Source organism: Streptomyces auratus (assembly GCF_050433025.1).
Taxonomy (GTDB): domain Bacteria; phylum Actinomycetota; class Actinomycetes; order Streptomycetales; family Streptomycetaceae; genus Streptomyces; species Streptomyces sioyaensis.
On record NZ_JBNGCB010000003.1, the window covers coordinates 2,291,099 to 2,304,247 of the forward strand.

The 13,149-nt window shown below is 74.8% G+C and carries 9 protein-coding genes; 3 read left to right on the top strand and 6 right to left on the bottom strand.

Annotated features, from left to right (window positions below; genetic code table 11):
• Positions 1-352 precede the first annotated feature (352 nt).
• The 3 genes from BKA18_RS29740 to BKA18_RS29750 form a co-directional block, all read right to left on the bottom strand.
• On the bottom strand, positions 353-1,228 hold the full coding sequence (locus BKA18_RS29740; protein WP_366045823.1) for a sigma-70 family RNA polymerase sigma factor: 876 nt from the start codon (positions 1,226-1,228) through the stop codon (positions 353-355).
• Between the two features lie 190 nt (positions 1,229-1,418).
• Complete coding sequence (locus tag BKA18_RS29745; RefSeq protein ID WP_366045824.1) at positions 1,419-2,231, bottom strand: maleylpyruvate isomerase family mycothiol-dependent enzyme; 813 nt, start codon at positions 2,229-2,231, stop codon at positions 1,419-1,421.
• A 162-nt stretch (positions 2,232-2,393) separates the two neighbouring features.
• Positions 2,394-4,364: an APC family permease gene (locus BKA18_RS29750; protein WP_366045825.1), complete on the bottom strand. Its 1,971-nt coding sequence runs from the start codon at positions 4,362-4,364 to the stop codon at positions 2,394-2,396.
• 288 nt (positions 4,365-4,652) lie between these two features.
• On the opposite strand from BKA18_RS29750, the gene BKA18_RS29755 reads away from it, so the two are divergent.
• A complete protein-coding gene (locus tag BKA18_RS29755) occupies positions 4,653-5,093 on the top strand; it encodes a DUF4118 domain-containing protein (RefSeq protein ID WP_366045826.1) in 441 nt (146 codons plus the stop codon).
• 154 nt (positions 5,094-5,247) lie between these two features.
• Here BKA18_RS29755 and BKA18_RS29760 read toward each other — a convergent pair whose 3' ends face one another.
• Both BKA18_RS29760 and BKA18_RS29765 read right to left on the bottom strand, forming a co-directional pair.
• Complete coding sequence (locus BKA18_RS29760; protein WP_429638715.1) at positions 5,248-5,748, bottom strand: hypothetical protein; 501 nt, start codon at positions 5,746-5,748, stop codon at positions 5,248-5,250.
• Positions 5,749-5,856: 108 nt separating this feature from the next.
• Positions 5,857-8,715, bottom strand: a complete 2,859-nt coding sequence (locus tag BKA18_RS29765) for a SpoIIE family protein phosphatase (protein WP_366045827.1) — start codon at positions 8,713-8,715, stop codon at positions 5,857-5,859.
• A 378-nt stretch (positions 8,716-9,093) separates the two neighbouring features.
• Between BKA18_RS29765 and rsgA the strand changes: the two genes are divergently transcribed.
• Positions 9,094-10,269, top strand: coding sequence for a ribosome small subunit-dependent GTPase A (gene rsgA, locus BKA18_RS29770; RefSeq protein ID WP_366045828.1), 1,176 nt, complete (start codon positions 9,094-9,096; stop codon positions 10,267-10,269).
• A gap of 148 nt (positions 10,270-10,417) precedes the next feature.
• On the opposite strand, the gene BKA18_RS29775 is transcribed toward rsgA, so the two are convergent.
• On the bottom strand, positions 10,418-10,900 hold the full coding sequence (locus BKA18_RS29775; protein WP_093486218.1) for a DUF456 domain-containing protein: 483 nt from the start codon (positions 10,898-10,900) through the stop codon (positions 10,418-10,420).
• A 453-nt stretch (positions 10,901-11,353) separates the two neighbouring features.
• Here BKA18_RS29775 and BKA18_RS29780 point away from each other — a divergent pair, with 453 nt between their 5' ends.
• On the top strand, positions 11,354-13,042 hold the full coding sequence (locus BKA18_RS29780; protein WP_366045829.1) for a protein phosphatase 2C domain-containing protein: 1,689 nt from the start codon (positions 11,354-11,356) through the stop codon (positions 13,040-13,042).
• Positions 13,043-13,149 lie beyond the last annotated feature (107 nt).

A 13,149-nucleotide genomic window follows, 5' to 3' on the forward strand; every position in this document is an offset into this window, starting at 1 on the left:
TCGGGGGCCCTGAAGACCGGGGTGCGGGGGATGTGCGCTATCTGTCCGATTTCACGCCGCAACTCGCTTACCGGGTATAGCCGATGGCTCGCCATTTACCCGGCGGTAGCGATTCTTGGGACCGGCTGGTCGACGGGGCGTGATGCGAGCGTAATGCGGGGGGGGGAGGGGCGGTGTCGGTGTCGTAGGGGGTGGCCGGGCTGACGTGGCCGCGGCGGTGCCCCGGCCCGGCCGGTCAGCTGCCGCCCGCGGTCACCTCGCCGGTCCGCGGCGTGTCAGGGGCTCGTCCAGGCACCGTAGGGACGGGTGGGAGGCCGGGGGCGGAGCAGCCCCTGGTCCCCGCCACGGCCGCTCAGCCGGCCAGGAGTTCCAGATCCAGCCGGCCGATGCGCTGGGCGTCGGCGAGCAGCTCGATGGCGACGACCCGGCCGTCCCGGATGGTGAAGCCGAAGACGACCCGGGGGGTGCCGCCCGGGGCCCAGGTGAGTCCCGCAGTGCCCCCGATGAGCGCCGGCTGTGCGGCCTTGGCGCGTCCCACGAAGGTCTCGGCCACCGCCGCCGGCCCGTGCGCCGGGCTCACCCCCGCCAGTGCGGCCGCGGCGTCGGTGCTCAGCTCCACCTCCGGGTCGAGCAGCGCCAGCAGCGCCCCGAAGTCCCCGCCGCGCGCGGCCGCGAGAAAGGCGTCGACGACCTCGCGCTGGCGGACGACATCGGTCTCGGGAAGGCCCGGCACGCCGCGCACCCGGCGGCGGGCCCGGCTGGCGAGCTGCCGGGCCGCGGCCGGGGTGCGCTCGACGACCGGGGCGATCTCGTCGTACGGCACGGCGAACATGTCGTGCAGCACGAACGCCAGCCGTTCGGCGGGCGCCAGCGTGTCCAGGACGACGAGCAGCGCAAGGCCGACGGAATCGGCGAGCACCGCCTGCTGTTCGGGGCCGGTGGCCTCCTCCGCGGGCCCCGCGGCCGCCTCCGCCCGGTGCGCCTGCCAGGAGTCCTCCCGCCGGTTCGCGCGCGAGCGCAGCATGTCGAGCGACACCCGCGCGACGACCGTGGTGAGCCACCCTCCGAGGTTCTCCACCTCACCGGCGCCGGAGCGGCTCAGCCGCAGCCAGGCCTCCTGGACGGCGTCCTCCGCCTCGCCGGTCGAGCCGAGCACCCGGTAAGCCACCGCCCGCAGCCGGGGGCGGTGCCGCTCGAACCGCTCCGCCAGCAGGTCCTGCTCGTCCATCGGTCACCCATCCCGTCCGTCGTGGTGGTGTGCCGCAGACGTGACCCGTGGGGCAGAGCCGGTGTGACACCCGAGCGTCAGGCTGCCATGGAGCAGGGTGCGCCGCCCGTCACCGGGTGGGGTGCGGCGAGGCGGGGTTCGGTGCCCGTCGACCAGTCGGAGCGCGCGTGGGCGGCTCCCAACACCCGCCTCAGAACTCGGAGTTGGCGAACCAGCGCGCCAGCAGCTGCTCGTCGCCGACGGTCTCGACGGCGTCCGCGCCGCGGTCGAGGCGGCCGTACAGGAGGAGCAGCAGGTCCGCGGCGGGTGCCTCGACACCGGCGTCGGCGGAGCCGGGGGCCGCGGTCTGCGGGGCGAGGCCGAAGCCGTCGGGCCGCAGGCGGACCAGCCAGTCGCTGGCCGTGTCGGTGCACCGGAAGCGGAGGGTCTCGCCGTTGCCGCGCAGGTGCGCCACCTTGGGGGCGAAGGAGGCCGCGAACGGCAGATTGACCAGGAACTCGTCCACGCCGTCGGCCGCGAGGGCGGGATCGATCACCGGCCGGAGACCGACGGCACGCTCCGCGTCGGTGCGGTGCACCAGCGTCTCGAACAGCATCCGCCGCATCCAGAACCGGGCGTGCGGGTCGGCGCCCCAGGCCCACATCGGGGCATCCGGGTCGGTCCCGGCGAAGGCATCGGCGGCCTCCGCCGCACTCGCCGTCAGCCAGTCGGCCCAGCCGCTGTCGTCCGCGGGCAGCTGCAACTCCACCTCACGGCTGCGCGGCGGCTCCTGGACCCGCCGGCGCAGCAGGAGTGCGAACAGCCGCTGGACCCTCCCGGTGTGAGCGACCAGGTCCCGGAGCGTCCAGTCGGGGCAGCCGGGCACCGGGACCGACAGGTCCGCGCCGTCCAGTGCCGCCACGAACCGCGCGGTCTCCGTCGCGACGGCGTCGCGGTGCACGGCAGGGGTGACGGCCGCCCGGCCCGGGGTGTCCGTCGTGTTCGACGTGTCCGACGTATTCATGGGCGCTGCTCTTCCGGTCGCTGCGGCCCGGCGACCGGACCGCCGGACCTCTGCGCGCAGCGTGTCACAACGGGCCGAGGAGGGGACGAGCGGCCACCCGGTGCCCGGGCGGCCGCCGGCACCGTCCGCTGGGCCGCCTGCCGGAGTGGGCCGTCCGCCGCCTCAGCCCACGTGGACCCGCGGGCGCCGGGCCGGGTCGGGCTCGGCGCGGCGGAGGACCTCCCGGGTGACCGGCGCGACCTCGCCGTCGCCGAAGACCAGGAAGCGCAGCAGATGGCTGACGGGATGGCCCTCGGTCCAGTTGAAGTAGATGTGCGGCACCTGGCCGGTGTGCTCGCGCAGCTGCATGAGTACGGCGGCGATGGTGTTCGCCACGCCGGCGCCCTCGACCAGCAGGATCTGCGCCCCGTACCGCTCCTCGCCCCGGACGTGCAGATCCGTGGTGAAGTCCGAGGAGTCCCGGACCGTCACCTCCAGGAACAGCACCGGCCGGCCGTCGGGGATATGGGTCTCCTCGCGCTGGCTGTACTCCTTCTCCTGGTACTCCGCCGCGTCCCGCTCATCGGGCTCGTTGGCGATCACCCGCAGCGGCCCGGCCGCGAGCGCGGTGTCGATCAGCCGCTGTGCCGTTTCGTCGAAGTCGACCTGTACGGCGCGCAGTTCGAAGGCCCGGTGGACACGCGAGGCGAACGAGGTCAGCAGGATGCCGAGGATGAACAGCAAGGCGATCTTCAGACCGTCCGGCCGCTCGATGACATTGGCGACCAGGGTGTAGCCGAAGACCAGGGTGATGGCGCCGAACCCGGCGGTGGCCGCGCGCAGCCGCCGGTGGCGGGCGGCGACGGTGGAGGCGAACGACGCCGAGAGCATCAGCACCAGCACACCGGTGGCATAGGCACCGCTCTGCTCGTCGACGCTCGCGTCGAAGAAGAACGTGATGCCGAAGGCGATGGCCAGGAAGATCAGCACCAGCGGACGCACCGCCCGGGTCCACTCCGGTGCCATGCCGTAGCGCGGCAGATAGCGCGGTACGAGGTTGAGCAGTCCGGCCATCGCCGAGGCGCCGGCAAACCAGAGGATGGCGATGGTGGAGATGTCGTAGACGGTGCCGAAGCCCTCGCCGAGGTACTGGTGCGCCAGATAGGCCAGCGCACGCCCGTTGGCCGCGCCGCCGGTGTCGAACTCCTTCTGCGGGATGAGCAGGGTGGTCGCCAGGCTCGACAGCAGCAGGAAGCAGCTCATGACCAGCGCCGCGGTGGTCAGCAGCCGGCGGGTGCCGCGGATCCGGCCGGCCGGGCGCTCGGGGGTGTCGGCGGCGTCGCCCTGGATCTGCGGCATGACGGCGACACCCGTCTCGAAGCCGGACATGCCCAGCGCCAGCTTGGGGAAGACCAGCAGCGCCACACCGACGATCGCCAGCGGCGAGGAGTGCCCGGCGGTCAGCGTGCCCCACCAGTTGTCGATCACCACCGGGTGCGACAGCACGTGCCAGGCCGCGGTGGCCAGGACGACGACGTTCAGCGTCAGATAGACCCCGACCAGACCGACGGCTATGCCTATCGCCTCACGGAAACCCTTGAGGAACACCGCGCCCAGGGCGGCCAGCAGCAGCAAGGTGATCCACAGGTTCGCGCCGTGCAGCAGGGGAGGGGCGAACGGGTTCTCCACGACGTGCGCCGAGGCGTCCGCGGCCGACAGCGTCATGGTGATGACGAAGTCCGTGGCGGCGAACCCCAGCAGCACCAGGACCAGCAGCTTGCCCGCCCACCACGGCAGCAGCCGCTCCAGCATGGCGATCGAACCCTCGCCGTTCGGGCTCTCCTTGGCGACCCTGCGGTACACCGGCAGGGCGCCGAGCAGGGTCAGCGCGATCAGGACGAGGGTGGCGAACGGCGAGAGCACGCCGGCCGCCAGCGCGGCGATGCCCGGCTGGTAGCCCAGGGTCGAGAAGTAGTCGACACCCGTGAGGCACATGACGCGCCACCAGGAGTGCCCCTGGTGCTCGGCCGGCGGGGTGCCGTGCGGCCCGGGGTGGCGGGCGGCCTGACTGCTCAGCCCGTCCAGCAGCCAGGCGCGCCACCGCCGGGAGGCGGGGGCGGGGGGCGTGGGGTCCGCCTGGACAGTGGTGGTCATGTGAGCGCGTCCTGCCGATCTTCGGTCGTTCGTTTTGGGCAACGAGCAGCGAGTATGCATCACTGTGAGGACGCTGTCGTCGCCCGCCCCGCATCAGACGTCACACCCGGCGTCAAGAAGGCGTTAAGACGACGTCAGGAAGCGTCCGCCGGCCGTACGAACGGCGTTAAGGACCGCGCGGTGGCGCGCCCGCCCGGCCTTCGGCGCGCAGTCTGGCGGCAAGGGTCCACCGCGGGTCCACGGGACCGCACCGGTCCGCCGCAGGGGCCACAGCTGGAGGTGTTCCCCGTGGCTCTGCTGCACCGGCCGGCGCCCCCGCGCCGCCCCCGCGCACGCCGGCCCCCGCCGCGCATGACGGCGCCCCCGGCCCACCCGGTGGCACCCGGCCGCACCCTCGCGCGTGACCTCGCCCTGCCGCTCGGCGCGGTGGGAGCGGCGCTCCTGGTGACCGCCCTGATGCTGACCGGTCGAAGTGCCCCCTCCCCGGTCGCGCCGGCCGCCTTCCTCCTGCTGACGGTGGCCGTCTCCGCGCTCGCCCGGCCGGTCGTGGTGCCCGTCGTGGCCCTGGTCTCCTGGCTGTTCTACGACGGCTTCGTGCTGAACGGGCACTCCGACCTGGCCTTCCGGGCGCAGGACCGGACGAGTCTGCTGATGCTTCTCGTCGCCGCTGCCGCCGGCGCGTGCGGGGCCGCCGCCCTGCGCACCGTCCGGCGCCGCTCGGCCGGGTGACGGTCCGCACCGGGTGACGGTCCGCACCGGTTGACGGTCCGCACCGACTGCCCCGGGCCGGGCCGACTGCCCCGGGCCGGGCCGGGCCGGGCCGACGCCCGCGTCCCTGCGGTCACGGCCGGCGGCGCCGCGTACGACGGGACGGGCCGGGTGGTCAGCGTCGGCAGCACCGGTGGCGGCAACGCGGGAAGGCCGCCCGCCGCCGGCGGGACGCGGTCCGCTTCCAGGGGCGCGCGGCCCCCAGGAAGCCGAGCCCGATGCCCAGCATCCAGAAGTCCTTGGCCAGCGGAAAGCCGTCCTGGGTCGGCCGCAGACTCTTCGGCTGCCGCATCCCCGGGGTCCGCAGATACAGCCCGACCAGCCCGCCGGAGAACCCGGTCAGCGCCAGTCCCGCCAGCCGGGTGGGCACGAACGGCGTCAGCAGCGCGCCGCCGACCGCGATCTCCGAGTACGCCAGCAGCCGGGTGAACCGCTCGGCGGGAACCCGGTCGAGGAACGGATAGGCGACGACGGCCATCCCGTGCACGCCCTCGGCGGTCGCCCGGTCGGCCCGCAGCTTCATCAGCCCGGAGTTCAGGAGGAAGGCGCCGGTGGCCAGACGGGGGGCCACATCTCGCGCTTCGGGCAGCTGCACCACGGGAGCCTCCAAGATCATGTCTTCGGCCCCCTGAAGCAGCCTAGCCAGGGGACAACCGGGGTGCACCCGGGCGACCATGGCGCGACCGGGTGGCGCCCGCACCACGGCCGTCACGCACCGCCGCCCTCACAGCTCGGGCACGTCGCCCCACTGGTCGAGGACGTCGTCGGCCGACTCCGGTCCGGTGTCCGGCCGGCTTCCGTCGAGGGACTGCTCGGTCCAGATGACCTTGCCGCCGGGGGTGTATCGGGTGCCCCAGCGCTGGGCGAACTGGGCGACCAGGAAGAGCCCGCGGCCGCCCTCGTCCGTGGTGGCGGCCCGGCGCAGATGCGGGGAGGCGCTGGTGCCGTCGGAGACCTCGCAGATCAGGCTGCGGTCGTACAGCAGACGGACCCGGATCGGCTGGGCGCCGTAGCGGATGGCGTTGGTGAGCAGCTCGCTGAGGATCAGCTCGGTGGTGAACTGGGCCGCCGTCAGCCCCCAGGACGCCAGCATGTCCAGACAGGCCGCCCGGACGGGCGCGACCGCCGCCGGGTCGGAAGCCACCTCCCAGTCGGCGACCCGGGCGGGGTCCAGCAGCCGGGTACGGGCCACCAACAGGGCGATGTCGTCGCTGGGATGGTCGGGCAGCATCGCCGCGAGGACCGCCGCGCAGGTCTGCTCCGGGGTGCGGTCGGCCCCGGCGGCCAGCGCCGTACGGAGCAGCTCCAGACCGGTGTCGATGGCGCGGTCACGGTTCTCGACCAGCCCGTCCGTGTACAGCACCAGCCGGGAGCCCTCGCTCAGGGTGAGCTCCGCGGTCTCCACCGGCAGGCTGCCGCCCAGGCCCAGCGGCGGGGAGACGGGGACCTCCGGGAACGAGACGGTGCCGTCGGGGCCGATCACGGCCGGCCCGGGGTGGCCGGCTCTGGCCAGAGTGGTCCGGCCGCCCACCGGGTCGTAGATGGCGTACAGACAGGTCGCGCCGGTGATGCCGGTGCGCCCCGCGCCCGCCGGACCGCCGTCGGTGTCGCCGGGCACACCGCCCGGCCACAGCCCCTCGTCGCCGGGCCCGCCCCCGTGGCCGGTGCCGAGGCCGGCCGCCCGCGCCTCGTCGGTGTCGATATGGCTGACCAGTTCGTCCAGATGACCGAGCAGCTCATCGGGCGGCAGATCGAGGGCGGAGAAGTTGTGGACCGCGGTACGCAGCCGGCCCATGGTGGCGGCGGCGTGCAGGCCGTGGCCGACGACATCGCCGACCACCAGCGCCACCCGGCAGCCCGGCAGCGGGATGACGTCGAACCAGTCGCCGCCGACCCCGGCGTGGGCCGGCAGATAGCGGTGGGCCACTTCCAGGGCGGACTGCTCGGGCAGCGTCTGGGGCAGCAGACTGCGCTGCAGGGTGACGGCCGTGGTGTGCTCACGGGAGTAGCGGCGGGCGTTGTCGATCGCGACCGCGGCCCGCGCGGTCAGCTCCTCGGCGAACGTCATGTCCTCCTCCTCGAAGCGGCCGGAGGCCTCGGCCCGCCAGAAGTTGGCGAGTCCGAGGATCACGCCCCGCGCCTGGAGCGGTACCGCGATCAGCGACCGGATCCCCCGCTCCAGCACGCGCTCGGTGCCCGCCACGTCCTGCCGCCGCCACTCGTCCGCCCTGCGCAGATCCGCCACGAGAACCGGCCGTCCGCTCGCCAGTACCTGGCCCATCGGGGTGCCGGCCACCACGGCGAGGGCCTCGCCCACCCGGTAGGTCGCCGACTCTTCGGGGAGACCGCGGATCGCCATCCGCCGCAGCACGGCGTTCGCCCCGGCCGCCGGTTCGTCGCCGTGCAGCACCGGTTCCAGCAGTTCGACGGTGACCACATCGGCGAACCGGGGGACCGCGACGGCCGCCAGCTCCTCGGCGGTGCGCCCCACATCGAGCGTGGTGCCGATCCGCAGCCCCGCGTCGTAGATCATCTTCAGCCGCTCCTGGGCCACCCCCGCCCGGCCGGCCAGCGCCCGCAGCTCGGTGGTGTCCCGCAGCGTCACCACGGTCCCGGCCGGGCCGCTGCGAGGGGCGGTGGGCCGGACGTTGACCGCGAGCAGCCGGTCGCCCGCCAGATGCACCTCGTCGGTCGCGGGCCGTCCCGAGGCCAGCAGGGTGCTCAGCCGCGCCGTCAGGCCCAGGTCCGCGACCGGGCGCCGTTCCGCGTCCGCGGGCAGTTCGAGCAGCCGCCGGGCCTCGTCGTTGGCCAGCAGCAGCACCCCGCCACTGCTGATGATCAGTACGCCCTCCCGTACGGCGTGCAGCACCGCGTCGTGGTGGTCGTACATCCGCCGCATCTCGGCCGGATGCAGCCCGTGCGTCTGCCGCCGCAGCCGGTTGCTCACCCATGCCGCCCCGCCGGTGACCAGCAGCAGCGCCGCGGCGGCGGAGCCGAGCAGCAGCGGCAGCTGGCGCACCGTCCATTCGTCCGCCTGATGGACGCGGATCGCGACGGAGACCAGTCCGGCGATCGAGCCGTTCTCGGCGCGGACCGGCACCGTGGTGCTCACCGCGGGGCCGACGGACGTGGTGAACGTGGCGGTGTGCGCCTTGCCGTCGAGCGCCGGCCGGCGGGGGACGGGTTTGCCGATCAGGCGGGGATCGGTGTGGGTCCAGCGGATGCCGTCGGGACGGAGCGCGACGATCAGGTCCGCACCGGAGGCCTTCCGTGCCGCCTCCGCCGCGGGCTGCAGCCGCGCGGTCGGGTCGGCGGACTGCATGGCGGCGAGGGTGCCCGGCGCATGGGCGAAGGTCTCGGCGCCGACGGCCGAACGCTGCCGGGCCTCCTGGGTACCCGCTCGCTCCGACTGGAAGAACAGGGCCACCACCGCCGCGACGACCAGCAGCACCGTGAGCGCGAGCTGTAGTACGAACACCTGGCCCGCGACGCTGTGGGTGGCCAGCAGTGAGTGCAGGTGCCGTCCCGGGGAGCGTGACGAATCCGGGGAATCGTCACGCTCACGCCGGAAAAATTCCCTCATGACCCATATTTAGCATTCTGCTCAGCCAGGGGGTGCCCGGCTCTCGGTGCGGCCCTGCGGCAGGCCGGCATACAGGACGTAAGGGCTGGGGGCCCGGCCGCGGTGGCGGTCCGCCGCGGCCGGAAGAAAATCGGTGGCACCCCCGACCGGCACCGCGCTAACGTCCCCAGCATTCGGGACGGCGGCCGTGGCCGCCGTCGCCGGCCGTGTGAGCGAACGGGAGGTGAGGACATTGATGACTGCCGTTGCGGTGGGCACTGCCCGCATTCAGGAGTTCCTCAACCCCACCCCCGTGGCCTCCGGCTGACGCAGTTTTACCTCTCACTTCCGCGCGTGGGCGCGCGGCGCCGGGGCCCCACCCTCTGAAGGGCCAACCCGTTGTTCAACCTCACCTTCTCCGCTGCGCACCCGCTGTCCGCCTATGGCTGGGACCAGGGATTCGCGGAGAGCTTTGTTCCCCATGCCGAGCAGGGGTTCCTGCCCGGCCGGATCGTCCGCGTGGACCGCGGGCGGGTGGATGCCGTCGTGCCGGACGGCGACGGCGTCCGGACCGTGCTGGCGGACACCGCACCGGTGGCCACCGGCGATCCCCTGCGCGTGCCGTGCACGGGGGACTGGGCCGTGCTCGACCTCGCCCACGGCCGGAGCGGAGCCCATGTCGACGGTGTCGTACGGGCGTTGCTGCCGCGCCGTACGGCATTCGTGCGGTCCACGTCCTCGAAGCGGGCCGAGGGCCAGGTGCTGGCCACCAACCTCGACCACATCGTCATCTGCGTCTCGCTCGCGGAGCCGCTGGACCTCGGACGGATCGAGCGGTTCCTGGCGCTGGCGATGTCCAGCGCGGCCGACGAGGGACCGCTGGACACCTGTGCCTCCTCCCCGGCGAGCGGGGCACAGCCCGTGGTCGTGCTGACCAAGGCGGATCTGGCCGGGGCGCCGGAGGGCCTCGCGCATCTCGTCGCGGATGTCGAGTCCGCGGCGCCCGGAGTGCCGGTGCTGGCGGTCAGTTCGGCGACCGGTGACGGGCTCGATGTGCTCCGTGCCGTGCTCGCGGGCGGCACCTCCGTCCTGCTGGGCCGGTCCGGTGCGGGCAAGTCCACCCTGGTCAACGTCCTCGTCGGCGAGGAGGTGCAGCTGGTGCAGGCGATCCGCGACCGGGACGGCAAGGGACGGCACACCACGACCACCCGCGATCTGCGGCCGCTGCCCGGTGGCGGGGTCCTCATCGACACACCGGGGCTGCGCGGCGTCGGAATGTGGGATGCCCACACCGGCCTCGCCCGGACGTTCTCGGACGTCGAGGAGCTGGCCGAGGAGTGCCGCTTCCACGACTGCGCACACCGTGGCGAACCGGGCTGCGCGGTGCAACAGGCCGTCGACAGCGGGGAGTTGACCGTCCGGCGGCTGGAGAGCTATCGGAAGCTCCAGCGCGAGAACCAGCGCATCGTGGCGAAGACGGACGCCCGGCTGCGCGCCGAGCTCCGCCGGGACTGGAAGCAGAAGCAGGCGCTGGGCCGGCACATGATGGAGCGGAAGCGGGGGCCGCAGCGCTGAGGCAGCAGTCCGGGGGAGGGGCCGGTCCCTCCCCCGGAACGCCACGTCCGATGTCCGCCAGCCGGGTGCGTCGCGCGCGGCACACACTGCGGGCGTGATGGACGACGAGACCGGGTACGAGGCGGCGGCCGCCGCCCTGGCTGACGCCTCAGCCCGCCGACACCGCCCCGGCCCAGGCCCCGGCGACCAGCAGGCAGGCGAACAGCTCGACCAGCACGCTCAGGCCGGTGGCGCGCAGCACCGTACGGGTCGAGGCCCAGGCCTGGCCGTGGCCGCCGAGCCGGACCCGTTCCAGCAGATAGAGGCCGCCGACGGCGCCCAGCGGGCATCCGAGGACCGGGACCACGAAGAACCCCACGATGCCGGCCACCCCCGCCAGGAACAGGGTCCGGTACGGCGCGCCCGCGGCCCGCGGATTGCGGGCCGGCAGCAGCCACTTCACCACCTGGTTGAGCAGCAGGACGGCGGTGGCGCCGATGAGCACCGTCCACGCCAGGCCGGACTTCTCGGACAGCGCCCACCACACCGTGCCCGCCCACACGATCAGCGGCCCGGGGATACCGGGCACCAGCACCCCGAGCAGCCCCAGCAGCATCACCAGGCCGACCGCCACCAGCTGCCACACATTCATGCGCCGGCCCCGCTCCGCCCGCCGGCCCCGCCGGCACGGGGCGCGGCTCCCGTCCCGGCCCGCTCGCTGCCCGCACTCACCCGCCGGCCTCACTCCCGGCGGGCGCCCGCCCCGTGACGGACCGTCCGCTGCACACTCTCATGGGCCCAGCGTGCCGGACGCGGCCCGGAAGCGCTTGCCGGCGGGCGGGCAGGGGCGGGCGGCCCACCCCGGGCCGCTCGGCCGGGCCGTCCGTTCCGCTTGCCCGGCCCGTCCGCCCGGGCCGTCTGCAACCTGCCGTACCCGCGGGGGACTTCGCCGGCCCCGGGGCGGCACTCCGCCGTAGACACCCAGAGGGACACCACCGGACACACCCCGGCAGCCCGATCAAGGCCGCGCCGCCCGGTGACCCCGACGGGGGAACGCTCTCTCGCGCCCTGTCTGGGCCGCGGCCGTCCGGGGACAATACGGTCCATGAAGCAGCAGGGGACCGGGCGCGGCCACGAGGACGACTGGTGGCGGCGGTTGTACGGCGACGGCGGCGGCAGTGGTGGCGGGGGCGGCGGGGACGACGTCCCGGGGAGCGGCGCGGTGGGCGACACCGGGCCGTCCGACGCCCCGGACACCCTCGACGACCGGGTCGCGTCGGCGCTGCGGGCGCTCGCGTCGCCCGGACGCGTGGACCGGGCGCCCCAGCGGCCGCCCGGGAGGACGGCGCCGCCTCCGCCGAAACCACCGCGGAGGGCGGATACGGTGCCTCCGCAGGAGCCGCGACGGTGGGCGGATACGGAGCCTCAGGAGCCGCCGCGGTGGGCGGAGCCGGCGGACGGAGAGCCGCCGGGACGGCCGGAGCCGGCCCCCGGGGACCCGCCGGAGTGGCCCGATCCGGCCGTCGGGGAACCACCCGTCCGAGCTGCGTCACTGCCCCCGCCCGCCCCGTCAGCACCGATCCCGCTCCAGTCCACCGGCCCCGGAACGCGCCCGGCAGCCGCCCCGCGCCGCCCCGCCCCGGCCCCGCGCGGGGCGCCGGGTGACACGCCGCCGGCCGCCCCCGCCGGCGGCGCCGGTGACCGCCCGCCCGCGTACGGGCGCGATCCGGGCGAGCGCGAGCTGACCGGACCCGATCCGGGCGGACGCGAACCGAACGGATCCGAACGCAACAGATCCGAACCCAACGGATACGGGCCGAATGGACCCGATCCGAACGGGTACGAGCCCGACCCGCCCGGATCCGGACCCAACGACCCCGGACCGCCCCACTACGGCCCCAACGGATACGCCCCCGAGCCCGGCCCCCTCCCCGCCGCCGACCCCGCAGCCCTCGACGAGCTGGTGCCCGACACCGCGCTGGACGGCGCCCGTTACGGCTCGCTGACCCTGCGCGCCGCCTCCCGGCGCGGCGATCTGGCCCGCCACCGCGGCGACGTCCGCCGCGATGCGCTGCTCACCGTCCGCTTCGGGGCGGGCCGGCATGCGCTGCTCCTGGTCGCCGTCGCCACCGGTCTGCCGGGCGTCGAGGGTGCCCCGCGCGCCGCCCGCGACGCCTGCGCCCTGATCGGCGGTGCGGTCGGCCGCAGCTACACCCGACTGGCGGAGGACATCCGTACCGACCAGCGCGACGCCCTCAAATCCGGGCTGCAGCGGCTCATCGACCGCGGCTACGGCAAGCTGCGCGCCCGGGCGGAGGAGCGGGGCGTTCCGCCGGAGCAGTACACGGCCGCGCTGCGCTGTCTGCTGCTGCCCGCCGACCCGGAGTGCCGCACCCGGGTGTTCTTCGGGGTCGGCGCGGGCGGCCTCTTCCGGCTGCGGGACGGCGCCTGGCAGGACCTGGAGCCCGCCGCGCTGGACCACCTGCCGCGGCACGCCCCGGCGGACGCCGGCGACCCGCCCCCGCCCGCCGCCGGCGGGTATCCGGCCGGCAGCCCGGCGCGGCCCGAGCCGTTCCTCTTCCGGACCGCCTTCGCCCGTCCGGGGGACACCCTGCTGCTGTGCAGCGCCGGTTTCGCCGAACCGCTCCACCAGGAGCCCGCGTTCGCCGCGCGGCTGGCCGCCGCCTGGTCCGCCCCCGAACCGCCGGGCTTGGCGGACTTCCTCACCGCCGCCCAACTGCGGGTCGAGGGCCACCCGAAGGACCGTACGGCCGTCGGGGTGTGGGAGTCGTAGCCCGGGGCACACGGGGATCCGGACCGGATCGGAGGCGGACGTCCAGCGGAGGCGCCCCGAGGCGGCGCATGGGTTCATGGGAACGGACCCGCAGCCACCCACCCGTC

Excerpts from the sequence above, each read along its gene's own strand:
- BKA18_RS29740 (WP_366045823.1), bottom strand. The coding sequence starts at position 1,228 with ATGGACGAGCAGGACCTGCTGGCGGAGCGGTTCGAGCGGCACCGCCCC.
- BKA18_RS29745 (WP_366045824.1), bottom strand. The coding sequence starts at position 2,231 with ATGAATACGTCGGACACGTCGAACACGACGGACACCCCGGGCCGGGCG.
- BKA18_RS29750 (WP_366045825.1), bottom strand. The coding sequence starts at position 4,364 with ATGACCACCACTGTCCAGGCGGACCCCACGCCCCCCGCCCCCGCCTCC.
- BKA18_RS29760 (WP_429638715.1), bottom strand. The coding sequence starts at position 5,748 with ATGATCTTGGAGGCTCCCGTGGTGCAGCTGCCCGAAGCGCGAGATGTG.
- BKA18_RS29765 (WP_366045827.1), bottom strand. The coding sequence starts at position 8,715 with ATGAGGGAATTTTTCCGGCGTGAGCGTGACGATTCCCCGGATTCGTCA.
- BKA18_RS29775 (WP_093486218.1), bottom strand. The coding sequence starts at position 10,900 with ATGAATGTGTGGCAGCTGGTGGCGGTCGGCCTGGTGATGCTGCTGGGG.
- BKA18_RS29780 (WP_366045829.1), top strand. The coding sequence starts at position 11,354 with ATGAAGCAGCAGGGGACCGGGCGCGGCCACGAGGACGACTGGTGGCGG.